22 protein-coding genes are annotated in these 23,943 nt (G+C 59.6%); 12 read left to right on the top strand and 10 right to left on the bottom strand.

Annotated elements, in window-relative coordinates; genetic code table 11:
• Positions 1-208 precede the first annotated feature (208 nt).
• Complete coding sequence (gene mprF, locus BLU25_RS20590; protein ID WP_016779784.1) at positions 209-2,851, top strand: bifunctional lysylphosphatidylglycerol flippase/synthetase MprF; 2,643 nt, start codon at positions 209-211, stop codon at positions 2,849-2,851.
• Positions 2,851-4,131 carry a virulence factor family protein gene (locus tag BLU25_RS20585; RefSeq protein ID WP_016779783.1) on the top strand — a complete coding sequence of 427 codons (1,281 nt, stop codon included), beginning with the start codon at positions 2,851-2,853 and terminating at the stop codon, positions 4,129-4,131. Before mprF ends, BLU25_RS20585 begins: the two co-directional genes overlap by 1 nt.
• Before the next feature lie 170 nt (positions 4,132-4,301).
• Here the strand turns inward: BLU25_RS20585 and BLU25_RS20580 are convergent, their stop codons facing one another.
• Positions 4,302-6,203 carry a potassium transporter Kup gene (locus BLU25_RS20580; protein WP_016779782.1) on the bottom strand — a complete coding sequence of 634 codons (1,902 nt, stop codon included), beginning with the start codon at positions 6,201-6,203 and terminating at the stop codon, positions 4,302-4,304.
• Positions 6,204-6,507: 304 nt separating this feature from the next.
• Between BLU25_RS20580 and rimO the strand changes: the two genes are divergently transcribed.
• The 5 genes from rimO (at position 6,508) to tsaA (ending at position 10,566) form a co-directional block, all read left to right on the top strand.
• A complete protein-coding gene (rimO, locus tag BLU25_RS20570) occupies positions 6,508-7,848 on the top strand; it encodes a 30S ribosomal protein S12 methylthiotransferase RimO (protein ID WP_016779781.1) in 1,341 nt (446 codons plus the stop codon).
• A gap of 104 nt (positions 7,849-7,952) precedes the next feature.
• Positions 7,953-8,417 (top strand): GNAT family N-acetyltransferase, encoded by a 465-nt coding sequence (locus tag BLU25_RS20565; RefSeq protein ID WP_016779780.1) that lies wholly within the window; start codon positions 7,953-7,955, stop codon positions 8,415-8,417.
• A gap of 71 nt (positions 8,418-8,488) precedes the next feature.
• On the top strand, positions 8,489-9,199 hold the full coding sequence (locus BLU25_RS20560; protein ID WP_016779779.1) for an rRNA pseudouridine synthase: 711 nt from the start codon (positions 8,489-8,491) through the stop codon (positions 9,197-9,199).
• Positions 9,200-9,275: 76 nt separating this feature from the next.
• Positions 9,276-9,737, top strand: coding sequence for a YehS family protein (locus BLU25_RS20555; RefSeq protein ID WP_016779778.1), 462 nt, complete (start codon positions 9,276-9,278; stop codon positions 9,735-9,737).
• A gap of 133 nt (positions 9,738-9,870) precedes the next feature.
• Complete coding sequence (tsaA, locus tag BLU25_RS20550) at positions 9,871-10,566, top strand: tRNA (N6-threonylcarbamoyladenosine(37)-N6)-methyltransferase TrmO (RefSeq protein ID WP_016779777.1); 696 nt, start codon at positions 9,871-9,873, stop codon at positions 10,564-10,566.
• A gap of 126 nt (positions 10,567-10,692) precedes the next feature.
• Here tsaA and fpr read toward each other — a convergent pair whose 3' ends face one another.
• Complete coding sequence (gene fpr, locus BLU25_RS20545) at positions 10,693-11,472, bottom strand: ferredoxin-NADP reductase (protein WP_016779776.1); 780 nt, start codon at positions 11,470-11,472, stop codon at positions 10,693-10,695.
• Between the two features lie 117 nt (positions 11,473-11,589).
• On the opposite strand from fpr, the gene BLU25_RS20540 reads away from it, so the two are divergent.
• Complete coding sequence (locus BLU25_RS20540) at positions 11,590-12,516, top strand: LysR family transcriptional regulator (RefSeq protein ID WP_029611279.1); 927 nt, start codon at positions 11,590-11,592, stop codon at positions 12,514-12,516.
• On the opposite strand, the gene BLU25_RS20535 is transcribed toward BLU25_RS20540, so the two are convergent.
• The 3 genes from BLU25_RS20535 to BLU25_RS20525 form a co-directional block, all read right to left on the bottom strand.
• A complete protein-coding gene (locus tag BLU25_RS20535; protein WP_016779774.1) occupies positions 12,513-12,875 on the bottom strand; it encodes a diacylglycerol kinase in 363 nt (120 codons plus the stop codon). The two genes, BLU25_RS20540 and BLU25_RS20535, sit on opposite strands and share 4 nt — an antisense overlap.
• A gap of 75 nt (positions 12,876-12,950) precedes the next feature.
• Positions 12,951-13,601 (bottom strand): response regulator transcription factor ErdR, encoded by a 651-nt coding sequence (gene erdR / locus BLU25_RS20530; RefSeq protein ID WP_016779772.1) that lies wholly within the window; start codon positions 13,599-13,601, stop codon positions 12,951-12,953.
• 302 nt (positions 13,602-13,903) lie between these two features.
• On the bottom strand, positions 13,904-14,659 hold the full coding sequence (locus BLU25_RS20525) for a tRNA-uridine aminocarboxypropyltransferase (protein WP_083369807.1): 756 nt from the start codon (positions 14,657-14,659) through the stop codon (positions 13,904-13,906).
• A gap of 247 nt (positions 14,660-14,906) precedes the next feature.
• On the opposite strand from BLU25_RS20525, the gene BLU25_RS20520 reads away from it, so the two are divergent.
• A complete protein-coding gene (locus tag BLU25_RS20520) occupies positions 14,907-15,317 on the top strand; it encodes a PA3611 family quorum-sensing-regulated virulence factor (protein WP_016779770.1) in 411 nt (136 codons plus the stop codon).
• A gap of 206 nt (positions 15,318-15,523) precedes the next feature.
• Complete coding sequence (locus tag BLU25_RS20515) at positions 15,524-16,639, top strand: LOG family protein (protein WP_016779769.1); 1,116 nt, start codon at positions 15,524-15,526, stop codon at positions 16,637-16,639.
• A 385-nt stretch (positions 16,640-17,024) separates the two neighbouring features.
• Here BLU25_RS20515 and recX read toward each other — a convergent pair whose 3' ends face one another.
• The 5 genes from recX to BLU25_RS20485 form a co-directional block, all read right to left on the bottom strand.
• Entirely contained in the window at positions 17,025-17,492 is a 468-nt protein-coding gene (gene recX, locus BLU25_RS20505; RefSeq protein WP_029611278.1) for a recombination regulator RecX, read from the bottom strand.
• Positions 17,493-17,500: 8 nt separating this feature from the next.
• Positions 17,501-18,607, bottom strand: coding sequence for a recombinase RecA (gene recA / locus BLU25_RS20500; protein WP_016779767.1), 1,107 nt, complete (start codon positions 18,605-18,607; stop codon positions 17,501-17,503).
• An 83-nt stretch (positions 18,608-18,690) separates the two neighbouring features.
• A complete protein-coding gene (locus BLU25_RS20495) occupies positions 18,691-19,221 on the bottom strand; it encodes a CinA family protein (protein WP_186350406.1) in 531 nt (176 codons plus the stop codon).
• 23 nt (positions 19,222-19,244) lie between these two features.
• On the bottom strand, positions 19,245-19,589 hold the full coding sequence (locus BLU25_RS20490) for a phage holin family protein (RefSeq protein WP_016779765.1): 345 nt from the start codon (positions 19,587-19,589) through the stop codon (positions 19,245-19,247).
• A 299-nt stretch (positions 19,590-19,888) separates the two neighbouring features.
• A complete protein-coding gene (locus tag BLU25_RS20485; RefSeq protein WP_081481022.1) occupies positions 19,889-20,614 on the bottom strand; it encodes a LexA family transcriptional regulator in 726 nt (241 codons plus the stop codon).
• A 189-nt stretch (positions 20,615-20,803) separates the two neighbouring features.
• Here BLU25_RS20485 and mutS point away from each other — a divergent pair, with 189 nt between their 5' ends.
• Together mutS and fdxA are read left to right on the top strand one after the other, a co-directional pair.
• Positions 20,804-23,383: a DNA mismatch repair protein MutS gene (gene mutS / locus BLU25_RS20480; protein ID WP_083369806.1), complete on the top strand. Its 2,580-nt coding sequence runs from the start codon at positions 20,804-20,806 to the stop codon at positions 23,381-23,383.
• Positions 23,384-23,512: 129 nt separating this feature from the next.
• The gene (fdxA, locus tag BLU25_RS20475) at positions 23,513-23,836 is read left to right on the top strand and encodes a ferredoxin FdxA (RefSeq protein WP_016779762.1); all 324 of its coding nucleotides are present in this window, start codon (positions 23,513-23,515) and stop codon (positions 23,834-23,836) included.
• Positions 23,837-23,943: the final 107 nt, after the last annotated feature.

Here is a 23,943-nt window from a genome sequence, read left to right as displayed (position 1 = left end):
AAGTCTCTATCAGGCGTTTATTGACATTAAACGTCATATTTCTGAAAGTCCCCTCGTCTATGCTGTCCGCCAGCAATTACCCTTTTTTCTCAGACCAATCCTGAACCTCAGGCAAACGGCTGAACACATTTAGAAATATTTTGACCAAAAGGATTGGTAACTTGAGCCTATGCCTCCATCCTATCGCGCACGATCCACGAGGTGATTGATGCCCGATAACTCGCCAGAACCCAAAGAAGCCGTTACAGCAGCCCACCCCATTGCCGCGACCCGTTTGCGCTGGCTGGATTTGCTGAGCAAGTACCGCCAACCGATTGGCCTCGCATTGACGCTGCTGCTGTTTGCCATAGCGTTGATTGCCTGTCGCCATCTGTTAAGCGAGCTTGACCTCTACGCCCTGCATGACTCGATCCTGGAAGTCCCCAAGCCCGCCCTCTTCGGTGCAGTGGCAGCTACAGCCGTGGGCTTTGTAATTCTGCTCGGTTACGAGTGGTCAGCCAGCCGCTATGCGGGGGTAAAACTGCCACCCAAAACCCTGGCACTGGGCGGCTTCACCGCCTTTGCCATTGGCAATGCCATCGGCCTGTCGCTGCTGTCTGGCGGCTCCGTGCGCTATCGCTTGTACGCACGATACGGCGCGGGGGCTTCCGAAGTCGCCCATATGACGCTGTTTGCCAGCCTGTCGCTGGGCTGCGCCTTGCCACCCCTGGCGGCACTGGCCACTCTAAGCAACCTGCCAGCAGCTTCCGCCGCCCTGCATATGCCGGCCTGGATATTAGGTGCTATTGCTTTCGCGGTGCTGGCTCTGTTTGCCTTGCTGGCGCTGGGCATCTACCGCCGGCGCCTGCCCGAGCAACCGATCCCCGACAACCTGCTGGTCAAAGCCGGACGCCGAACCCTGCGCCTGCCCAGCCCGCGCCTGACCTTGCTGCAACTGGTCATTACCGCGCTGGACGTCGCAGCCGCCGCCACCGTGCTGTACCTGCTGCTGCCTGAAGCACCGCCCTTTGGCGCATTTATGCTGGTTTACCTGCTGGCCCTGGCGGCCGGCGTGCTCAGCCATGTACCCGGCGGTGTCGGGGTGTTCGAGGCAATATTGCTGGCCGCCTTCGCCGACAAGCTCGGGGCCGCGCCACTGGCCGCCGCCCTGCTGCTGTATCGCATGATCTATGTGATTCTGCCGCTGCTGATTGCCTGCCTGATGCTGCTGATGAACGAAGCCCAGCGCCTGATCCAGACCCGGCAAAGCCTGCGGGTAGCCTCCGGTCTGGCCGCTCCGGTGCTGGCCGTGCTGGTATTCATGTCTGGCGTGGTCCTGCTGTTTTCCGGCGCCACACCCGAGATTGACACGCGCCTTGAACACATCGGCTTCCTGATCCCCCACCGCCTGGTCGACGCCTCGCACTTTGGCGCCAGCCTGATCGGCGTGCTCTGCCTGCTGCTGGCCCAGGGCTTGCGCCGGCGCCTGTCCGCCGCCTGGATGCTGACCACGATCCTGCTGCTGGTCGGCGCCGTACTGTCCCTGCTTAAAGGCTTCGACTGGGAAGAGGCAACCGTCCTGGTCCTGACCGCCAGCCTGCTGGGCTTGTTCCGCCGTTCTTTCTACCGCCCGAGCCGCCTGACCGAGCTGCCATTTTCGCCGTTGTATCTGGTCGCCAGCATCTGCGTACTGGGTGCCTCGATCTGGCTGCTGCTGTTCGCCTATCAGGATGTTCCGTACAGCCATCAACTGTGGTGGCAGTTCACCCTCGACTCGGACGCGCCACGGGGCCTGCGCTCGCTGCTGGGTGCAGCCGTGCTGCTGGTGGTCGTGTCCCTGACCTGGCTGCTGCGCACCGCCCGCCCGGTGATCCACCTGCCCGATGCCGCTGAACTGGAAAAGGCCAGCAAGATCATCCTCGCCTCCGACCAGCCCGACGGCGGCCTCGCACTCACCGGCGACAAGGCCCTGCTGTTCCACCCCGACGACAACGCCTTCCTGATGTACGCCCGTCGCGGGCGCAGCCTGGTGGCGCTGTACGACCCGATCGGTCCGCCCCAGCAACGTGCCGAATTGATCTGGCAATTTCGCGACCTGTGCGACACCGTCCACGCCCGCCCTGTGTTCTATCAGGTACGCGCCGAGAACCTGCCGTTCTACATGGACATCGGCCTCACCGCGATCAAGCTGGGCGAAGAAGCCCGCGTCGATTTACACCGCTTTGATCTCGAATCCAAGGGCAAAGAGATGAAAGACCTGCGCTACACCTGGAACCGTGGCACCCGTGACGGCCTGTCACTGGAAATCCACGAGCCGGGCGAAGCGCCGATGGATGAGCTCAAGGTCATCTCCGACGCCTGGCTCACCGGCAAGAACGTGCGGGAAAAAGGCTTCTCCCTGGGACGTTTCAGCGAGGACTACATCAAGCACTTTCGCGTGGCCATTATTCGCTTTGAAGGCAAACCGGTGGCCTTTGCCAACCTGCTTGAGACCCACAGCCATGAGCTGTCGAGCCTGGACCTGATGCGTGCCCACCCGGACGCGCCGAAACTGACCATGGAATTTATGATGGTCGGCCTGATTCAGCATTATAAAAAGCATGGATACGCCCGTTTCAGCCTGGGGATGGTACCTCTGTCCGGCCTGCAACCGCGTCGCGGCGCACCCTTGACCCAGCGTTTGGGCTCGATGTTGTTCCAGCGCGGCGAGCACCTGTACAACTTCCAGGGTTTGCGCCGCTTTAAAGACAAATTCCAGCCCGACTGGGAACCTCGTTACATGGCCGTGCCCGCCGGACTTGATCCGCTGGTGGCACTGGCTGATACCGCCGCCCTGATTGCAGGCGGCTTGACTGGATTGGTGAAACGTTAATGAAACATCGTTCCTGGCGGTTTTTGTTGCTTGCCTTGATAGTTCTGGTCGCGCTTGCTGCAGGCGGCTATTGGTGGTGGAATCGCCCCGCACCGCAGCCAACGGTTGAACACCTGAGCCAAACTGATGGCTCGACCCTGACCAATGTCATTCCCGGCCAGAAAGCCCAGGCCCGGGTGGTTATTGCCACTCCGGCCGAAGAGGCCCTCAACGATAAGCAACTGATGGCCCTGAGCCGTGGCGGCAAGGCGCAAGTCGTCCAGGTGATCCTGCCCAAGGACGACTGCACCCTGCAACAGCAAGCCCTGCAAACTGCGCTGCAACAACTCAAGGGCCCGGCTACCCTGGTCAGCGGTATCGGCCCCGGGGCGACCCTGGCCTGGCGCTGGCTGGCCGAGCAAACCAATGACAAGGCCCAGGCCGTGTCGGTCGGTTTCAAGCTGGAAGAACCCGGCTGCGCCCTGCCCGTTCCGAAAACCGCGACTCACGGTAACTGGCTGGTGGCCTGGAACGACAACCCTGACGACCCGAGCGCCGCTTTCGTTCGCGATCAGCCGAACGCGCAGACCAGCATCAGCGACTACGACATTCACTACCCACAAGTGCTGAGCAACGAGTTGCGCAAGATCCTGGTGGGCGATGAGAACGGCGGGCTGAGCATGCCGGTGGTCGAAGTGCCTGCCGGCCAGCAAAACAGCACCGTGACCCTGTTCCTCTCCGGTGATGGCGGCTGGCGCGACCTGGACCGCGACGTGGCGGGCGAAATGGCCAAGATCGGCTACCCGGTGGTGGGCATCGACATGCTGCGCTACTACTGGCAGCACAAGTCACCTGAGCAAAGCGCCACCGACCTCACCGAGCTGATGCAGCACTACCGGCAGAAATGGGGCACCCAGCGCTTTGTGCTGGTGGGTTATTCGTTTGGCGCCGATGTGTTGCCAGCCACCTATAACCGCCTGCCTGAGGCCGAGCAAAAGCGCGTCGACTCGATCATGTTGCTGGCCTTTGCCCGCAGTGGCAGTTTTGAGATCCATGTTGATGGCTGGCTGGGCAAGGCCGGCGCAGAAGCGGATACCGGCGAAGAAATGTCCAAACTGCCGGCCAGCAAAGTGGTGTGCATCTATGGTGCAGAAGAGGTCGATGAAAGTGGCTGTACTGCCAAGACAGCAGTCGGCGAAAGCCTCAAGCTGCCTGGCGGCCATCACTTCGACGAGAACTACCCGGCCCTGGCCCAGCGCCTGGTGGACCTGATCAAGAAGCATCAGGTGACTGCCCAATAAGCCAGCCTTTGTGGGAGCGGGCTTGCTCGCGATAGCCTCTACTCGGTGTGTCAGATGCACCGAGCCGCCTGCATCGCGAGCAAGCCCGCTCCCACAGTCATACGCCCCGCTATCAGCAAAAAAGCCCCGACTCTCGCGAGCCGGGGCTTTTTCATGGTACCTGGATGGGGCTACATCTCGACCTGCGTCCCCAACTCAATCACCCGGTTCAGCGGCAGCTTGAAGAAGCGCAGATTGCTGTTGGCATTCTTGAGCATAAAGGCGAACAACCCCTCACGCCAACGGGCCATACCCACAAGCTTGGAGGCAATCACGGTCTCCCGGCTCAGGAAGTAAGTGGTGCGCATCGGGCTGAAATCCAGCTCATCGAGATGGCACAGCTTCAGCGCCTCAGGCACATCCGGCTCGTCCATAAAGCCGAAGTGCAGGATCACCCGGAAAAACCCGTCACCATAGGCATCCACCTCAAAGCGCCGTGAAGCCGGTACCCGTGGCGAATCTTCGTTGACCACCGTCAGCAATACCACCTGCTCGTGCAGCACCTGGTTATGCAGCAGGTTGTGCAACAGCGCATGGGGCACGGCATCCGGGCGTGCGGTCAGAAACACGGCGGTACCCTTGACTCGATGGGGCGGCTGCACCCGGATGCTGCTGATAAACAGTGGCAGTGGCAGCGCGCTTTCATCCAGACGGTCCACCAGCAGTTGCTTGCCGCGCCGCCAGGTGGTCATCAGGGCAAACAGCACAATCCCCGCCAGTACTGGGAATGCCCCGCCCTGGAAGATTTTCGGCACGTTGGCGATAAAGAACAGGCCATCCACCAGCAGAAAGCCGATCAACACTGGCACGGCCAGAACAGGTGGCCACTTCCACAGCAGCAGCATCACTGCCGACACCAGAATACTGGTAATCAGCATGGTCCCGGTCACCGCCACCCCGTAGGCCGAAGCCAGGGCGCCAGAAGACTCAAAGCCCAGCACCAGCAAGATCACCCCGACCATCAGCGACCAGTTCACCGCGCCAATGTAAATCTGCCCCTGCTCGGCGCTGGACGTGTGCTGGATATGCATACGCGGGATATAGCCCAGTTGAATGGCCTGATGGGTCAGGGAGAAAGCCCCGGAAATCACTGCCTGGGAGGCAATCACCGTCGCCAGCGTGGCCAGCCCCACCAAGGGAATCAGCGCCCAGGCCGGTGCCAGCAGGTAGAACGGGTTGCGCGCCGCCTCCGGGTTTTCCAGCAGCAAGGCACCCTGGCCGAAATAGTTCAGCACCAGCGCCGGCAACACCAGAATGAACCAGGCCCGAGCAATCGGCTTGCGGCCAAAGTGGCCCATGTCGGCATACAGCGCCTCGGCACCGGTCAGCGCCAGCACCACGGCGCCCAAAATGGCCACGCCCATGCCCGGGTGAGACACAAAGAAGCGCACACCCCATATCGGGTTCAGCGCATTGAGCACTTCAGGGTGCTGCACGATGCCGTGAATCCCCAGCCCGCCCAACACCACAAACCACACCACCATCACCGGCCCGAACAGCTTGCCGATACTGGCCGTGCCATGGCGTTGAATCAGAAACAGCAGCACCAGCACAATCAAGGCCAGCGGCACGACCCAATGCTCCAGGCCGTCAAATGCCAGCTCAAGCCCTTCTACGGCGGAAAGCACCGAGATCGCCGGGGTAATCATGCTGTCGCCGTAAAACAGCGCCGCGCCGATCAACCCCAGGATCACCAGCACCGAACGCAACCGCGGATAAGGCGACGCCGCCCGCCTGGCCAGTGCGGTGAGGGCCATGATGCCGCCCTCGCCTTCGTTGTCGGCCCGCAGAATAAACAGCACATACTTGATCGAAACCACCCAGATCAGCGACCACAGGATCAGCGCCAATATCCCGAACACACCGTCGTGATTGACCTGAACACCATACCCGCCGGAAAACACCTCTTTAAGGGTGTACAACGGGCTGGTACCGATATCGCCGTACACCACACCCACTGCTGCAACCAGCATCCCGATGGGCTTTGCCTTGGAGTGACCGTCTTCTGCCGCCTGACTGCTTGCCTGCCCCATCAACCACTCCTACGACCATTGACCGCGTTTCTTAATGGCTTGCGCTACATTTGATCAGCAGCATGCGCTGATTTCCCGAGTGTTAGCTACGGCTCCTGCCTACAAAATCACGTTAGTTAAAAACCCTGCTTTCGCAACGGCGCGCAGCATAGCGCAGCACTCGTCGCAAATCCCCGTATAACGCTGGTCAAGTGCGTTGACCATAGCTAAAATTGCGCACTTTTTTTGATCAGAGGCGCAATAAGCGCCCGTTCGTCGTGCAGCCTTTACGGGCATGTAACGTCACTACATACCGAGGTTCGCCATGTCCACCGTTACCACCAAGCCAGCCAACCCAAAGGTTGGCTTTGTTTCCCTGGGTTGCCCGAAAGCACTGGTCGACTCCGAGCGCATCCTTACCCAACTGCGCATGGAAGGCTATGACGTCGTCTCGACCTATCAGGACGCTGACGTCGTGGTGGTCAACACCTGCGGTTTCATCGACAGCGCCAAGGCAGAATCCCTGGAAGTGATCGGCGAAGCCATCAAGGAAAACGGCAAGGTCATCGTGACCGGCTGCATGGGCGTCGAAGAAGGCAATATTCGCGACGTCCACCCGAGCGTACTGGCCGTGACCGGCCCGCAGCAGTACGAGCAGGTGGTCAACGCCGTGCACCAGGTAGTGCCGCCGCGCCAGGATCACAACCCGCTGATCGACCTGGTACCGCCACAAGGTGTCAAGCTGACACCACGCCACTACGCCTACCTGAAGATTTCCGAAGGCTGCAACCACAGCTGCAGCTTCTGCATCATCCCGTCGATGCGCGGCAAGCTGGTCAGCCGCCCGGTGGGTGACGTGCTCGACGAAGCCCAGCGCCTGGTCAAGGCCGGCGTAAAAGAGCTGCTGGTGATTTCCCAGGACACCAGCGCCTATGGCGTTGACGTCAAATACCGCACCGGTTTCTGGAACGGCGCGCCGGTCAAGACGCGCATGACCGAACTGTGCGAAGCCTTGAGCTCGCTGGGCGTATGGGTGCGCCTGCACTACGTCTACCCGTACCCGCACGTTGACGAGCTGATCCCGCTGATGGCCGCCGGCAAGATCCTGCCGTACCTGGACATCCCGTTCCAGCACGCCAGCCCGAAAGTGCTCAAGGCCATGAAACGCCCTGCGTTTGAAGACAAGACCCTGGCCCGGATCAAGAACTGGCGCGAAATCTGCCCGGAACTGATCATCCGTTCGACCTTTATCGTCGGCTTCCCGGGTGAAACCGAAGAAGACTTCCAGTACCTGCTCGACTGGCTGACCGAAGCCCAACTGGACCGCGTAGGCTGCTTCCAGTACTCGCCGGTAGAAGGCGCACCGGCCAACCTGCTGGATGCGGCCATCGTGCCGGACGACGTCAAGCAGGATCGCTGGGACCGCTTCATGGCCCACCAGCAGGCCATCAGCGCTGCCCGCCTGCAGATGAAAATCGGCAAGGAAATCGAAGTGCTGATCGACGAAGTCGACGAGCAAGGCGCAGTAGGCCGTTGCTTCTTCGACGCCCCGGAAATCGACGGCAATGTATTTATCGCCACCGAGAAAGACATCAAGCCGGGCGACAAGATCATGTGCCGCGTCACCGACGCCGACGAGTATGACCTGTGGGCTGAAGTGATCTAAATCGCGACTGCTGCGCAAAAAGCCCTGCCGCTCTGGCGTCAGGGCTTTTTTTACGGCTATCGTTATGGCATTGCTTCCATCATCAGTGTCAGGAGACACGCACGATGCAACACACATGGGCCATCCATACGCCACGCCTCACGGACTTTGCAGAACTGACCAACGTATGGGAAGCATCGGTGCGTGCCACCCATGACTTTTTGCCGGACAGCTATATCGAGCTGTTGCGCGGTCTGGTCCTGGAGCAGTACCTGGATACCGTGATGCTGATCTGCTGCAAGGACCCGACCAGCAAGCGCATTACCGGTTTTGCCGGGGTCGCGGCCGGCAAGGTCGAGATGCTGTTTATTCACCCCGATTACCGCGGGCTGGGCATCGGCAAGTGTCTGTTGATGTTCGCCATCAATGAGCTGAATGCCGAGCGCCTCGACGTCAATGAGCAAAACCTGCAAGCCGTCGGTTTTTACCTCAAGCAGGGCTTTGTGGCTGCGGGACGCTGCGAAAAGGACGGCATGGGCCAGCCTTACCCGCTGCTGCACCTGCGGTATAAACGCCCAGCACGCGCATAAGGCAAATGTAGCCGGGCTTAACCGGCGCCAGGCGGGTACAATGTTCGCCCAATTCCTTTACGGCCCCTGTCATGTCTGAACCGATACGTCTCTCCAAACGCCTCATCGAACTCGTCGGCTGCTCCCGCCGTGAGGCCGAACTGTTCATTGAAGGTGGCTGGGTCACGGTAGATGGCGAAGTCATCGACGAGCCACAGTTCAAGGTCGACAACCAGAAAGTCGAGCTGGACCCGCAAGCCAAGGCCACCGCGCCCGAGCCAGTGACCATTCTGCTCAATGCCCCGGCGGGCCTGGACACCGACAGCGCCCTGGCGTTGATCGGCCCGGACACCCTGAGCGAAGAGCACCGCTTCGGCAAGCGCCCGCTCAAGGGCCACTTCCTGCGTCTGAGCGTTGGCAACGAGCTGCAGGCCAACGCCAGCGGCCTGCTGGTGTTTACCCAGGACTGGAAAATCGTGCGCAAGCTGACGGCCGACGCCAGCAAGATCGAGCAGGAATACGTGGTCGAGGTCTCTGGCGAGATGGCACCCCACGGCTTGAACCGGCTCAACCATGGCATGACCTACAAGGGTCGCGAGCTGCCTGCGGTCAAGGCCAGCTGGCAGAGTGAAAACCGCCTGCGCTTTGCGATGAAAAACCCGCAACCGGGTGTAATCGCCCTGTTCTGCCAGGCAGTAGGCCTGACCGTGATTTCCATGCGCCGGATTCGTATTGGCGGCGTGTCGATGGGCAAGTTGCCTGTTGGCCAGTGGCGCTACATGAGCGCCAAAGAAAAGTTCTAACTGCAGCCCTGCCCCGAACATTTCGACACCGCAGCAATGCCTGCGGTGCTCACTGCTGAATATCAGGATTACCCATATGATTCATAACGACGTACTGCGCAGCGTGCGCTACATGCTCGACATCAGCGACAACAAGGTTGTCGAAATCATCAAGCTTGGTGGCCTCGACGTCACCAAGGAAGACGTGCTGACCTACCTGAAAAAGGACGAGGAAGAAGGCTTTGTACGTTGCCCGGACGAGGTGATGGCGCATTTCCTCGATGGCCTGGTGATCTTCAAGCGCGGCAAGGACGAAAGCCGTGCGCCGATGCCTGTCGAGCTGCCGGTGACCAACAACATCATCCTGAAAAAACTGCGCGTAGCCTTCGAACTCAAGGAAGACGACATGCACGCCATCCTCAAGGCGGCCGGCTTTCCGGTGTCCAAGCCTGAGCTGAGCGCCCTGTTCCGCAAGTTTGGCCACACCAACTACCGCACCTGTGGCGACCAGTTGCTGCGCAACTTCCTCAAGGGCCTGACCCTGCGCGTTCGCGACTGAAAACACGCCTCCTGTGGGAGCGGGTTTGCTCGCGATTCAGACGACTCGGTCAATCTGAATCACCGCGGCGCTGCTATCGCGAGCAAGCCCGCCCCCACAAGAGTCTGATCGGCCCCACCAGTACAATACTCCCATGACCTACACCGTCTCCCCCATCGGCTTTGTCCGCTCCTGCTTCAAGGAGAAATTCGCCATCCCCCGTCAGCCGCAACTGGCACCGGCCGCGCGTGGCGTGCTGGAGCTGGTCGCGCCGTTCGATCAGGGCGATGCGGTGCAAGGCCTGGAGCAGGTCAGCCATGTGTGGCTGCTGTTTGTGTTCCATCAGGCACTGGAAGACAAGCCCCGCCTCAAGGTGCGCCCCCCACGCCTGGGCGGCAACAAGTCGATGGGCGTGTTTGCCACCCGCGCCACCCATCGCCCGAACGGCATCGGCCAGTCAGTGGTCAAGCTGGACAAGGTCGAGGCCAATCGCCTGTGGATTTCCGGTATCGACCTGCTCGATGGCACGCCGATTCTCGATATCAAGCCCTATGTGCCCTACGCCGATATCATCAGCGATGCCAGCAATGGCATGGCCAGCGCCGCACCGGTATTGATCCCCGTGCAATGGGCCGACAGTGCCCTGCAACAGGCGCACAGGGAAGCCCTACGCCTTCAGGAGCCGCTGGTGGAGCTGATCGAGCAATGCCTGGCGCAAGATCCACGCCCTGCTTACCAGACGCCCACCGCCGAACGAGAATACGGCGCGCAGTTCTGGGATCTGGACGTTCGCTGGCACTACCCCGAGCCCGGCTTGATCCGCGTGCTTGAAGTGATTCCCAAGCCGTAACCTGAAACGCATAGACAAATGTGGGAGCGGGCTTGCTCGCGATTACGGCCTGTCAGTCACCCATACGGTGGCTGACACTCCTCAATCGCGGGCAAGCCCGCTCCCACATTTTTTGATCGGTGCGGTTTACTTCTCGACGAAGGCACGCTCGATCAGGTAATCACCCGGCTCACGCATACGTGGCGAAACTTTCAGGCCGAAGCTGTTCAGCACTTCGCTGGTCTCGTCGAGCATGCTCGGGCTGCCGCACAACATGGCACGGTCGTCCTGCGGGTTGATCGGTGGCAGGCCGATGTCGCTGAACAGCTTGCCGCTGCGCATCAGGTCGGTCAGGCGGCCTTCGTTCTCGAACGGCTCGCGGGTCACGGTCGGGTAGTAGATCAGCTTTTCACGCAGCGCTTCGCCGAAGAACTCGTTCTGCGGCAGGTGCTCGGTGATGAATTCGCGGTAGGCGACTTCATTGACGTAACGCACGCCGTGGCACAGGATCACTTTTTCGAAACGCTCGTAGGTTTCCGGATCCTGGATGATGCTCATAAAGGGCGCCAGACCGGTACCGGTGCTGAGCAAGTACAGATGCTTGCCCGGCTTCAGGTCGTCCAGCACCAGCGTACCCGTAGGTTTTTTGCTGATGATGATCTCGTCGCCTTCCTTCAAGTGCTGCAACTGGGAGGTCAGCGGGCCGTCTGGCACCTTGATGCTGAAGAACTCCAGATGCTCTTCCCAGTTCGGGCTGGCAATCGAGTAGGCACGCATAAGCGGACGGCCATTGGGCTGTTGCAGGCCGATCATCACGAACTGACCGTTCTCGAAGCGCAGGCCCGGGTCACGGGTGCACTTGAAGCTGAACAGGGTGTCATTCCAGTGATGAACACTGAGGACACGTTCGTGGTTCATGTTGCTCATGTACGGGGCTCCTAAATTCGCCTGCGCTGACTATGGGCGCGATTGCACAGCATTCTAATGGCGGCGACAATATCTGTTAACTGAATTATCAAGATAAGGGTTATCGGTTATATCGATATGCGATTTACTCTCAGACAACTCCAGGTTTTCGTCGCCGTCGCCCAACAAGAGAGCGTGTCTCGCGCTGCCGGCTTGTTGGCCCTTTCACAATCTGCGGCCAGTACCTCGATCACCGAGCTGGAGCGCCAGACCAGTTGCCAGCTGTTCGACCGTGCCGGCAAGCGCCTGAGCCTCAACGCCCTGGGCCGGCAACTGTTGCCCCAGGCTGTCGCGCTGCTGGACCAGGCCAAGGAGATCGAAGACCTGCTCAACGGCAAGTCCGGCTTCGGCTCATTGACCGTAGGCGCGACGCTGACCATCGGCAACTACCTGGCGACCCTGCTGATCGGCAGCTTTATGCAGCAGCACCCGGAAAGTCAGGTCAAGCTGGTGGTTCAGAACACGGCTCATATCGTGCAACAAGTCGCCCACTACGAAATTGATCTGGGTCTGATCGAAGGCGATTGCGCTCACCCCGATATCGAGGTGCAGAGCTGGGTCGAGGATGAACTGGTGGTGTTTTGCGCCCCGCAGCATCCACTGGCAGCCCGTGGTCACGCCACACTGGAAGAGCTCACCCGTGAAGCCTGGATCCTGCGTGAACAGGGCTCGGGAACGCGCCTGACCTTTGATCAGGCCATGCGCCATCATCAAACGTCGCTCAATATCCGCCTGGAGCTGGAACATACCGAGGCGATCAAGCGCGCCGTGGAGTCGGGCTTGGGCATTGGCTGCATCTCACGCCTGGCGTTGCGCGACGCCTTTCGGCGCGGCAGCCTGGTAGCGGTAGAGACACCCGAGCTGGATCTGGCCCGGCAGTTCTTCTTTATCTGGCACAAAAAGAAGTATCAGACATCCGCCATGCGCGAATTTCTGGAGCTTTGCCGCGCCTTCACCGCCGGGGTGCAGCGCAGCGACGAGATCGTACTGCCGACTATCGCTTAAAGCAGGATTACCGCCCACACCACGGCAATCATGGTCAGCACCACAAACTGGGCGGCGCTGCCCATGTCCTTGGCGTTTTTCGACAAGGGGTGCAGGTCGAGGGAAATACGGTCAACCACCGCTTCAATCGCCGAGTTCAGCAACTCGACAATCAAGGCCAGCAGGCACACGGCGATCAGCAAGGCGCGCTCGACCCGGCTCACATTGAGCAGGAAGCTCAGCGGGATCAGGATCACGTTAAGCAGCACCAGCTGCCGAAAAGCCGCCTCGCCCGTAAAGGCTGCGCGCAAACCGTCCAGCGAGTAACCGCCAGCATTCAAAATCCGTTTAAAACCGGTTTTACCCTTGAAAGGCGACATAGATAGGCAACTGCGCAAAAAATGAGAGGGGAACGCTAGTTCACGCTTCGTCAAAAAAGCGTGAAGGTTCGCAGATTAATGACTCGAAATTGATTCAAGTTGCTGCAAGAGTAGCGCGGCCTGGGTGCGCGTGCGAACCCCCAGCTTGCGGAAAATCGCCGTCACATGGGCCTTGATGGTCGCTTCCGAAACGCTCAGTTCATAGGCGATCTGTTTGTTCAGCAAGCCTTCGCAGACCATGGTCAACACCCGGAACTGCTGGGGTGTGAGGCTGGCCAGGCCTTCGCTGGCGGCCTTGGCCTCGGCCGACACCTGAACATCCTCAAACGCCTGGGGCGGCCAGGAGACATCGCCATCCAGTACGGCACGCACGGCCTTCTGAATCTCTTCCAGCGAGCTGGATTTGGGGATAAAGCCGCTGGCACCGAACTCGCGGGAGCGCACCATGATCGAGGCTTCTTCCTGGGCCGATACCATCACCACCGGGATTTGCGGGTATTGACCACGCAGCAACACCAGCCCGGAGAAACCGTAAGCACCCGGCATGTTCAAATCGAGCAGCACCAGATCCCAATCAGCCTTTACTGCCAGCTGTGTTTCAAGCTCGGCAATACTGGCGACCTCTACCAGGCGAACATCAGACCCCAGGCCAAGGCTTACGGCCTGGTGCAGGGCACTGCGAAACAGTGGATGGTCGTCGGCAATCAGGATTTCGTATGTGGCCATTGTTTAAATGATCCCGTTTTTCAGGCGAGCACTGATCAATTCCAGCACTCGCTAAGGCAACTCGAGCAAAAGCTCAAAGACTGTGCGTCAAAGGGCGCGATTTACGCGAAACGTCGGCAAATATAAGTGTTTTGACAGCTGCATAGCCGAATCGGCGCCAAGCATGCCCAGCGAAGCAAGGGTGGTCAAGTCGAAAACCTGACGCCCGGGTCCATGTGCTAGCCATTACAGCGCCATCATCGAAAAAACGGCAATGCTGCGCACTTGCATCTGTTCGAAAATTGTAGCGCTACTTCTTTAGTCTATTGAGCCCGATTCTGGGGAAGGTCTTTTACAAAAACGCCCAGTTCCTGGTGCGCCACACTGGATTCGTTCATGGGCAGCTGATTTTTCGCATCCAGATAATGCTGGCTGAAGACATCGAAATAGGCATCCAGCGCACTGGAGGCCTGGGTGTCACCAGCCAGCTCAAGGCACAGGCTGGCCACTTCAGCGGTACACAGATGTTCACTGCGGGTGGAGCGGCGCAAGCGGTAGCGCGAAAGCCTTTCAGGCAGCAGGCTCAAAATGGGCAGGGAATCGAAGTACGGGCTTTTGCGAAAAATCTTGCGTGCCTCGGTCCAGGTGGCGTCCAGCAGGATAAACAGCGGGCGCTTGCTGCTGTCCAGATCCACCGTGTGCGTTACCCGCTCCGGCGCCACGTATTCGCCAGGAAACACCAGATACGGCTGCCACTGCGGGTCGGCCAGCAACGCCAGCAGTGCATCGTCGGTTTCGGTACGCGACCAGATAAATGCAAAGTTGTCACTCACCACATCAGCGATCAACCAGCCGGTGTTGCTGGGCTTGAACACTTCCTTTTTGGTCATGACCAGGCACACACCCGAACGCGTCGTCACCCTGGGCCGCCAGTTGCACAGGCAGTGACTCTCGATCACGCGGCAAGTATGGCAACGCGGAGCACGGGAACCGCGGGCCAGGTAGGGCTTGGTGCTCTCCTCCTCACGCTCGTCTCGTAAACGGGCTACAGCATTCGGGGAAAAGGTCGTCAGGGTCATGATTTTTTACTTAAAAGGCGCCAAGCGTCCATTCGCCAGAATTGGCGCATAAACGGATTCACAATAGAAAGGCGGCCAGTTTACCAGAGGCGCGAAACCATAGCCTTTGGCATTTCCTGTGCGGTCATGCTGACCTATACTCCCGCGCCACTGAACGCACAGATAGCCGGCTTGTCCAAGGCTGCATCACTGAACGCACACATATGTGGCCGGTCCAGGCCTGGGTCACTGAAATCAGGAGAGTTTCATGCTGCGCCATATCATTCCGACCGTCGCTCTAATGCTTGCACTGCCACTGGCGGCACAAGCGGCTTCTCTCAAAGATTTTGAGTTGAACAAAACCCTGCTCAAGGTTGCCGAAAAAAGCAACGAAGGCAAACCGCGCGCAATCAATGCGGACCTTTTGGATAAAGGTTTCACCGTAGACGGCACTGTCCTGATCAACAACCTGGAGGCCAGCCCGACACTGGCGGCCCAAATACGCTCCAACCCGGAACTAACCGTGCCGCAACTGGGGCGCAGCGTGTGCAGCAACGCAGGTTTCCGCACCCTGATGGCTCAAGGCGCGACGTTGCGCTACAGCTTTCGCGAGTACAAAACCAACAGCCCGGTCCTGACCCAGGATTTCCGTGCTGAAAACTGCCAGCGTAAACAGTAACACCCCTGCCGCGCCGTACCCGGTACGGCGCAGATCATGCCTGCGGCTTGCGCCACCCTCGCCAAACTTCATGTACGTCAGGCAATTAGCTGTTGCCAGCCACGACATCCCGGGACCATCATCAAGGCATCGTGTTGGACACTCTGTGTCTCGGCGCCAGCCCAGGTTGCGGCGCCTTCAAGGATGTTGTGCAGAAGGAGAAGTACATGCCTGACCAATCCAATGATTCCCTGGCGCTGCATTTGCAGGAGCAGGGGCTGGATCTTGCTCATGAGGTCGACGAACAACTGCAACGGGTAGCCCCCGACAGCCCGAACCGCGCACTCTATCGCGAGATGTTGCTGACCGTGCTGCGCATGGCCCATGACGACCTTGATCGCTGGAATGCCAAGATCACCCTGCAGGCCATTCGCGAACTGGAAAAGACCTTTCGCACGCTGGAGCAGTTCAAGGGCCGACGCAAAGTCACGGTCTTCGGCTCGGCAAGAACCCCGATTGAGCACCCGCTGTATGCCCTAGCCCGGGAAATGGGGGCCGTGCTGGCAAAAGACGACATGATGGTCATCACCGGCGGCGGCGCAGGCATCATGGCCGCGGCCCATGAAGGCGCGGGCCTGGCCCACAGCCTGGGGTTCAATATCACCCTGCCATTTGAGCAACGGGCCAACCCCACCATCAATGGCACGCCCAATGTGCTGGCGTTTCACTTTTTCTTTACCCGCAAACTGTTCTTCACCAAGGAAGCCGATGCATTGGTGATGTGCCCGGGCGGGTTTGGCACGCTGGATGAAGTGCTGGAAGTGCTGACATTGATGCAGACCGGTAAAACCCCGCTGGTACCGGTGGTTTTGCTCGATGTGCCCGGCGGATCGTTTTGGCAAGGCGCACTGGACTTTATCCATAACCAACTGGAAGCCAACCACTACATTCTGCCCAACGACTTGAAGCTGATGCGCCTGGTTCACAGCGCCGAAGAGGCACTGGCTGAAATCAACCAGTTCTACAGCAACTTCCATTCAAGCCGCTGGCTGAACAAAACTTTTGTGATCCGCATGAAGAAACCCGTCAGTGCGCTGGCTCTCAAGCAGATACAACAGGATTTTGCGGACATTTGCCTTAACGATGGCTTCCACCAACAGGCTTATTGCAGCTTTGAGCATGACGACCCGAAGCTCAACCACCTCACCTGCCTGGGCTTTGCATTCAGCGGGCGTAATCAGGGACGGCTGCGCGAACTGGTCGACTTTATCAACCTGCCGCACAACTGGGCGACAGCTGACAGCGTGTCCACTGCGCAGGTGCGCGAGTCACTGGCTGATTAAGCCGGAATGGGTAAGCGGGCTGTTACTGTGGGAGCGGGCTTGCTCGCGATGCGGGCGGCACGACTGGCAGGCAAACCGCATTGCTGCCATCGCAGGCAAGCCAGCTCCCACAGGTTTGCGGCGCCCACTGGGTACGACCGCCAACCGTTTCAATCGTCAAACTCTCGGCCGCTTAACAGGCGGCCGATCATTTCAAGCGGATAGCCGCGATAGCTCAAGAAGCGCCCCTGGCGTAAGCCGGAATGGGTAAGCGGGCTGTTACTGTGGGAGCGGGTTTGCTCGCGATGCGGGCGGCACGTCTGGCAGGCAAACCGCATTGCTGCCATCGCAGGCAAGCCAGCTCCCACAGGTTTGCGGCGCCCACAGGGTACGACCGCCAACCGTTTCAGTCGTCAAACTCTCGGCCGCTTAACAGGCGGCCGATCATTTCAAGCGGATAGCCGCGATAGCTCAAGAAGCGCCCCTGGCGGGCACGCTCCTTGGCATCGACAGGCACCTGCCCGGAAAACTTGCGACGCCAGGTTTCCTCCAACCGTTCTTGCCAGTTGAAGTCACATTCGCGTAACGCCTCTTCAATATCGCCGCGCGCAAGGCCTCGCTGGCTAAGCTCTTCGCGAATACGCAAAGGGCCATAACCGGAACCGGCACGGTAGTTGATATAGCTTTCGAGATAACGGGACTCGGACAACAGCCCCTCTTCCGTGAGACGGTCAAGGGCAGCGTCGATCATGTCGGGGCAAGCGCCGCGCTGACGCAACTTGCGCGTCAGCTCGACCCGACCGTGCTCGCGTCGCGCGAGCAGGTCCATTGCAGTCCGTCGCACCGCGACGGGAGTATCCAGGACGGCAATCATGATGGCTATCAGTTATCGCCGTCGGTAGCGTTTTCCATTTCTTCGGCTTCAGCCAGTGCTGCAGCTTCTTTGGCAGCCTTGCTCATTTTTGGCATGACTTTGAGTTCTGCCAGTTCAGCGTCAGTTTTTGGCCCCAGCAGTTTTTCACGCAGCTGCTTTTCCAGCGCGTCCTTGATGTCCGGGTTATCGTCCAGGAACTTGGCGGAGTTGGCCTTGCCCTGACCGATCTTGCTGCCGTTGTAGCTGTACCAGGCGCCTGCTTTTTCAACAAAGCCATGCAACACACCCAGGTCGATCATCTCGCCATTCAGGTAGATGCCCTTGCCGTACAGGATCTGGAATTCAGCCTGACGGAACGGCGGTGCCACCTTGTTCTTGACCACTTTGACGCGGGTTTCGCTACCTACCACCACATCGCCTTCTTTCACGGCGCCAGTGCGGCGGATATCCAGACGTACCGACGCGTAGAACTTCAGGGCGTTACCACCGGTGGTGGTTTCCGGGCTGCCGAACATCACGCCGATCTTCATGCGGATCTGGTTGATGAAGATAACCAGGCAGTTGGCGTTCTTGATGTTACCGGTGATTTTACGCAGTGCTTGCGACATCAGACGGGCTTGCAGGCCAACGTGGGTATCACCCATGTCGCCTTCGATTTCAGCCTTTGGCGTCAGTGCGGCCACGGAGTCGATGATGATCACGTCAACCGCGTTGGAGCGCACCAGCATGTCGGTGATTTCCAGGGCCTGTTCGCCGGTGTCCGGCTGGGAAACCAGCAGGTCGTCGACGTTTACGCCCAGCTTGGCGGCGTATTCAGGGTCAAGGGCGTGCTCGGCATCGACGAAGGCGCAGGTAGCACCGGCCTTTTGTGCCTGGGCAATCACGGACAGGGTCAGCGTGGTTTTACCCGACGACTCAGGGCCGTAGATTTCAACAATACGGCCTTTTGGCAGGCCGCCAATGCCCAGCGCGATGTCCAGACCCAGCGAACCGGTGGAGATTGCCGGTACGGCCTGGCGCTCCTGGTCGCCCATCAGCATCACGGCACCCTTGCCGAATTGACGTTCGATCTGACCCAGGGCCGCAGCCAAGGCTTTCTTCTTGTTGTCGTCCATTAAAGTCCTCTCGTAATCAATAAGGCCCGACGGCCGATAACTGTATAAGTAGCCAGTATTATTCCACAGGGTTAGAAGATCGCCTACCCCTGATTTTTTATTTCTCGTACCGTTCGGCGTATTAAGCCTTCCAGGGCCGCAATCACGGTTTGCTGGCGGACTTCATCGCGATTGCCCGCAAAGTGCCTGCGCTCGCTGGACACCTCATCGCCAGCGCCCCAGGCCAGCCACACGGTACCGACCGGCTTCTCGGGCGAACCGCCACCCGGCCCGGCCACACCGCTCACCGCCACAGCGAACTGCGCCCCGCTTTGCGCCTGCGCACCGCGCACCATCGCTTCGACCACCTCGCGACTGACGGCCCCCACTTGTGTGAACAAGGCCTCGGGAACCAGCAATTGCCGGGTCTTTTGCTGGTTGGAGTAGGTCACAAACCCCGCCTCGAACCAGGCGGAGCTGCCGGCAATACGGGTGATGGCTTCGGCAATGCCGCCACCGGTACAGGACTCGGCGGTCGTCACCTGGGCATTAAGAGCCTTTAACAGCAGCCCGAGTTCAGCTGCACGTTGAGAAATCTGATCCACTGTCCTCTCCTGATCGCGGGTCCGGGTCATAACCTACACCAAAAAGCCGTGTTCTACGGCTCGATCCGCGAATCGCCGGGCGAACCGTCGACCCCCAGCCGCTTCGCAGCCCAGCGCTGGTACAGGCTGATGGCTGCATCCGCACCTGCCAGGGCGGTCAGGCAACCCAGGGCACCGGCCGCCAAAACCGACATCCCGGCCGAGTACAGCAACATAAAGGTCGATACGCCGCACACCATGCAGGCTCCCGACCGCAACGCCAGGCGCCGCATCAGCGGCCAGCCGCTGGCGCCATCCTTGTCTGCCCGCCACATCTCGCCAAAAACGCCGCCCACCAACGCAAGGAGGATGACCAGTAAAACCGGCATTTCCAGCAAGACTTGCGGTTCATTCATCATGTGATCACTCCTGTGTCCTTATTGATAAGCGCCAATTTCCGGCCTGACTGAAACGTCATACCCCTGCCCGAGATCCATCGTTGGCGGCAATGGAACAAAGACTATGCATGTATGGATATACAGTCAATGCACCAGTGCATATATTTATTCGCACAATTTCAACAAGCCGGCCAGGACCTGCAAATACGGTGGGAATTGTCTGCTTGATGGCGTAGCCAATACTGCTGCGGGAGCGAGCCTGCTCACGAAGGCTTGTTCGCGAGCAGGCTGGCTCCCGCAGGATTTTCAGAATCTTGTGGCTAGCGGGCGTACATGCCCCACCAGAAGACATGACCGAGAATGACCAGCTGTTCATCCTCCAGATCGTTGTAGGCATAATCCTCATCCGGGAACTCGTCGCGGTTGAAGCTGCGCAAACGAATGCCGCCCGCCAGGCGATACAACTGTTTGACCCGTAGCTGGCCGTTATGATTGACCGCATACAGGTCGCCATCAATGACTTCGTCCAGCGTGCGCTTGCCCGCATTGACCCCCACCGTTGCGCCATCGCGCAGCACTGGCAGCATACTGTCGCCGCGTACGGTCACGCACTTGGCATGATCGAACTCCACACCGTTATGGCGCAGGCTGCGCTTGCCGAAACGCAACTTGGCGCGTTCGCTCTCTTCAATGGCAAAGCGCCCTGAGCCGGCGGCCAGTTCAACCTGACGCAGAAACGGAATGGACACTTCATCGTCCGCCACTGGGGTGTCGTCATCCCACAGGCAAATATCACGCAACTCTGGGTGACATAGCTCGATTTCTGACACACGCACATCGTCCCGCCCGCGCAGGCGATCGGTACTGATGTGGAAGTACTCGGCGATTTTGGAGATATGCCTGTCGGAAGGATCGGCAATCTTGCCGCTCAAAATCCGCGACAACGTAGGTTGCGGCACCCCGGTGCTGCGGTGCAGCGTCATCGCACTGATGCCGTGCCGGGCCAGCAGCTCTTTAAGGACGGTTGAAACTGTTCGTTTGGACATGGCGGCAATAGTGCTGGCCGTGTTTATTGATGGCAAATGCTATTTCTTCTATTTATAGCAACGTGTCAGTGCGCCCGGTGCGCACCTGTAGATGCAGGGGGCTGGCATGTTAACCTTGCGCCCATTGCGAAAACCTCAGGCCACGCGCCTGCCTTTCCCCCACTTCTGAACGAATCCGCCCAAGCCCTGATGAGTAAAAATACCTCCGACCTGTCCAGCCACACGCCGATGATGCAGCAGTACTGGCGCCTGAAGAACCAGCACCCTGACCAGCTGATGTTCTATCGCATGGGCGATTTCTACGAGATCTTCTACGAAGACGCGAAGAAAGCCGCCAAGTTGCTGGATATCACCCTCACGGCACGCGGCCAGTCTGCCGGCCAGGCGATTCCGATGTGCGGGATCCCTTATCATGCGGCCGAAGGCTACCTGGCCAAGCTGGTCAAGCTGGGCGAGTCGGTGGTGATCTGCGAGCAGGTCGGCGACCCGGCCACCAGCAAAGGCCCGGTTGAGCGTCAGGTAGTTCGTATCATCACCCCGGGCACCGTGAGTGACGAGGCGCTGATGGATGAGCGCCGCGACAACCTGATTGCCGCCGTACTGGGCGATGAGCGCCTGTTTGGCCTCGCCGTGCTGGATATCACCAGCGGCAATTTCTCGGTGCTGGAGATCAAGGGCTGGGAAAACCTGCTGGCCGAGCTTGAGCGCATCAACCCGGTCGAGCTGATGATCCCGGATGACTGGCCGCAAGGCTTGCCTGCGGAAAAACGTCGTGGCGTTCGTCGCCGTGCGCCGTGGGACTTTGAGCGCGACTCGGCGCTCAAAAGCCTGTGCCAGCAATTCTCGACCCAGGACCTCAAGGGCTTTGGCTGCGAAAACCTGACCCTGGCCATTGGCGCAGCCGGTTGCCTGCTCAGTTACGCCAAGGAAACCCAGCGCACTGCCCTGCCCCATTTGCGCAGCCTGCGCCATGAGCGCCTGGACGACACCGTGGTGCTCGACGGTGCCAGCCGCCGTAACCTGGAACTGGACACCAACCTGGCCGGTGGCCGCGACAACACCCTGCAATCGGTGGTCGACCGCTGCCAGACCTCGATGGGCAGCCGCTTGCTGACCCGCTGGTTGAACCGCCCGCTGCGCGATTTGAGCGTGCTGCTGGCACGCCAGTCGTCGATCACTTGCCTGCTCGATGGCTATCGCTTTGAAAAGCTGCAGCCTCAGCTTAAGGAAATCGGCGATCTGGAGCGGATTCTCGCCCGTATCGGCCTGCGCAATGCCCGCCCCCGCGACTTGGCACGCCTGCGTGATGCCTTGAACGCGCTGCCAGAACTGCAAGACGCCATGCTCGGCCTCGAAGCACCGCACTTGCAGCAACTGGCCATGACCACCAGCACTTACCCCGAGCTGGGCGCCCTGCTGGAAAAGGCTATCAATGACAACCCGCCAGCGGTGATCCGCGATGGTGGTGTACTGAAAACCGGCTATGACGCCGAGCTGGATGAGCTGCAAGCTCTGAGCGAAAACGCCGGCCAGTTCCTGATTGACCTCGAAGCCCGGGAAAAGGCCCGCACCGGGTTGTCCAACCTCAAGGTCGGTTACAACCGCGTCCACGGTTACTTTATCGAGCTGCCAAGCAAACAGGCCGAGCAGGCACCGGCCGATTACATCCGGCGCCAGACGCTCAAGGGCGCCGAGCGCTTTATCACCCCGGAACTCAAAGCCTTCGAAGACAAGGCCCTTTCAGCGAAAAGCCGCGCCCTGGCCCGCGAGAAGATGCTGTATGAGGCTTTGCTCGAAGAAATGATCGGCCACCTCGCGCCGCTGCAGGACACCGCCGCCGCACTGGCCGAGCTGGATGTGCTGAGCAACCTGGCCGAGCGTGCACTGAACCTGGACCTGAACTGCCCGCGCTTTGTTGAAGAGCCGTGCATGCGTATCAGCCAGGGTCGCCACCCTGTGGTCGAGCAGGTACTGACCACGCCGTTTGTGGCCAACGACCTGGGGCTGGACGACAACACCCGCATGCTGGTGATCACCGGTCCTAACATGGGCGGTAAATCGACCTACATGCGCCAAACCGCATTGATCGTGCTGCTGGCCCATATCGGCAGTTTTGTACCGGCGGCCAGCTGTGAACTGTCGCTGGTGGACCGCATCTTCACCCGGATCGGCTCCAGCGATGACCTGGCTGGTGGCCGTTCGACCTTTATGGTCGAGATGAGCGAAACCGCCAATATCTTGCACAATGCCACCGAACGCAGCCTGGTGCTGATGGACGAAGTGGGCCGCGGCACTAGCACATTCGACGGTTTGTCGCTGGCCTGGGCTGCGGCAGAACGTCTCGCCCAATTGCGCGCCTACACCCTGTTTGCCACGCACTACTTCGAGCTGACGGTACTGCCCGAGAACGAGCCGCTGGTCGCCAACGTGCATTTGAGCGCGACCGAGCACAACGAACGCATCGTGTTCCTGCACCATGTGCTGCCAGGCCCGGCCAGCCAGAGCTATGGCCTGGCCGTAGCGCAACTGGCGGGCGTACCGAGTGAAGTTATCCGCCGCGCCCGCGAGCATTTGAGCCGCCTGGAGACCACCAGCCTGCCCCATGAAGTGCCACCTGCCAAGCCCGGCAAAAAGCCTGCGCCGCAGCAAAGCGACCTGTTTGCCAGCCTGCCGCACCCGGTGCTGGACGACCTTTCCAGGCTGGATCTGGACAACATGACGCCACGTAAAGCGCTTGATTTTCTCTACACATTAAAGACACGCCTTTAAAAGCTGCTAGAATCGCGCGCGGTTCGGGATGCTACTGACCTTTTAGCCTGGTCTTTAGATATCACTCCCGAACCCGGCGAACCCGTTCTGGAAGGGCTTCGCTGCCGCCGCCTGAGGAGAGAATTAGAAATGACCTTCGTCGTCACCGACAACTGCATCAAGTGCAAGTACACCGACTGCGTAGAAGTCTGTCCGGTGGACTGCTTTTACGAAGGCCCGAACTTCCTGGTGATTCACCCGGATGAGTGCATTGATTGCGCGCTTTGTGAGCCTGAATGCCCTGCACAGGCGATCTTCTCTGAAGATGAAGTACCTGCCGGCATGGAGAACTTCATTCAGTTGAACGTCGAGCTGGCTGAAATCTGGCCAAACATCACTGAACGCAAAGACCCTCTGCCGGACGCGGCCGAGTGGGATGGCAAACCAGGCAAGATCGTCGACCTGGAACGCTGATTCACGTTTAAGCAAAAAGCCCCGTCTCCTGCGAGCCGGGGCTTTTTGCGTTTTAAAGCGCCACAAAACCTGTGGGAGCTGGCTTGCCTGCGATGCAGGCGCTTCGG

The sequence above is a fragment of the Pseudomonas fragi genome, from assembly GCF_900105835.1.
GTDB classification, from domain to species: Bacteria; Pseudomonadota; Gammaproteobacteria; order Pseudomonadales; family Pseudomonadaceae; genus Aquipseudomonas; species Aquipseudomonas fragi.
The sequence above is the reverse complement of the archived record's forward strand: the minus strand, read 5'-3'. Positions and strand labels throughout refer to the sequence as shown.

Coding starts and splice junctions, on each gene's coding strand:
- mprF (WP_016779784.1), top strand. CDS start 209: ATGCCCGATAACTCGCCAGAACCCAAAGAAGCCGTTACAGCAGCCCAC.
- BLU25_RS20585 (WP_016779783.1), top strand. CDS start 2,851: ATGAAACATCGTTCCTGGCGGTTTTTGTTGCTTGCCTTGATAGTTCTG.
- BLU25_RS20580 (WP_016779782.1), bottom strand. CDS start 6,203: ATGGGGCAGGCAAGCAGTCAGGCGGCAGAAGACGGTCACTCCAAGGCA.
- rimO (WP_016779781.1), top strand. CDS start 6,508: ATGTCCACCGTTACCACCAAGCCAGCCAACCCAAAGGTTGGCTTTGTT.
- BLU25_RS20565 (WP_016779780.1), top strand. CDS start 7,953: ATGCAACACACATGGGCCATCCATACGCCACGCCTCACGGACTTTGCA.
- BLU25_RS20560 (WP_016779779.1), top strand. CDS start 8,489: ATGTCTGAACCGATACGTCTCTCCAAACGCCTCATCGAACTCGTCGGC.
- BLU25_RS20555 (WP_016779778.1), top strand. CDS start 9,276: ATGATTCATAACGACGTACTGCGCAGCGTGCGCTACATGCTCGACATC.
- tsaA (WP_016779777.1), top strand. CDS start 9,871: ATGACCTACACCGTCTCCCCCATCGGCTTTGTCCGCTCCTGCTTCAAG.
- fpr (WP_016779776.1), bottom strand. CDS start 11,472: ATGAGCAACATGAACCACGAACGTGTCCTCAGTGTTCATCACTGGAAT.
- BLU25_RS20540 (WP_029611279.1), top strand. CDS start 11,590: ATGCGATTTACTCTCAGACAACTCCAGGTTTTCGTCGCCGTCGCCCAA.
- BLU25_RS20535 (WP_016779774.1), bottom strand. CDS start 12,875: ATGTCGCCTTTCAAGGGTAAAACCGGTTTTAAACGGATTTTGAATGCT.
- erdR (WP_016779772.1), bottom strand. CDS start 13,601: ATGGCCACATACGAAATCCTGATTGCCGACGACCATCCACTGTTTCGC.
- BLU25_RS20525 (WP_083369807.1), bottom strand. CDS start 14,659: ATGACCCTGACGACCTTTTCCCCGAATGCTGTAGCCCGTTTACGAGAC.
- BLU25_RS20520 (WP_016779770.1), top strand. CDS start 14,907: ATGCTGCGCCATATCATTCCGACCGTCGCTCTAATGCTTGCACTGCCA.
- BLU25_RS20515 (WP_016779769.1), top strand. CDS start 15,524: ATGCCTGACCAATCCAATGATTCCCTGGCGCTGCATTTGCAGGAGCAG.
- recX (WP_029611278.1), bottom strand. CDS start 17,492: ATGATTGCCGTCCTGGATACTCCCGTCGCGGTGCGACGGACTGCAATG.
- recA (WP_016779767.1), bottom strand. CDS start 18,607: ATGGACGACAACAAGAAGAAAGCCTTGGCTGCGGCCCTGGGTCAGATC.
- BLU25_RS20495 (WP_186350406.1), bottom strand. CDS start 19,221: ATGACCCGGACCCGCGATCAGGAGAGGACAGTGGATCAGATTTCTCAA.
- BLU25_RS20490 (WP_016779765.1), bottom strand. CDS start 19,589: ATGATGAATGAACCGCAAGTCTTGCTGGAAATGCCGGTTTTACTGGTC.
- BLU25_RS20485 (WP_081481022.1), bottom strand. CDS start 20,614: ATGTCCAAACGAACAGTTTCAACCGTCCTTAAAGAGCTGCTGGCCCGG.
- mutS (WP_083369806.1), top strand. CDS start 20,804: ATGAGTAAAAATACCTCCGACCTGTCCAGCCACACGCCGATGATGCAG.
- fdxA (WP_016779762.1), top strand. CDS start 23,513: ATGACCTTCGTCGTCACCGACAACTGCATCAAGTGCAAGTACACCGAC.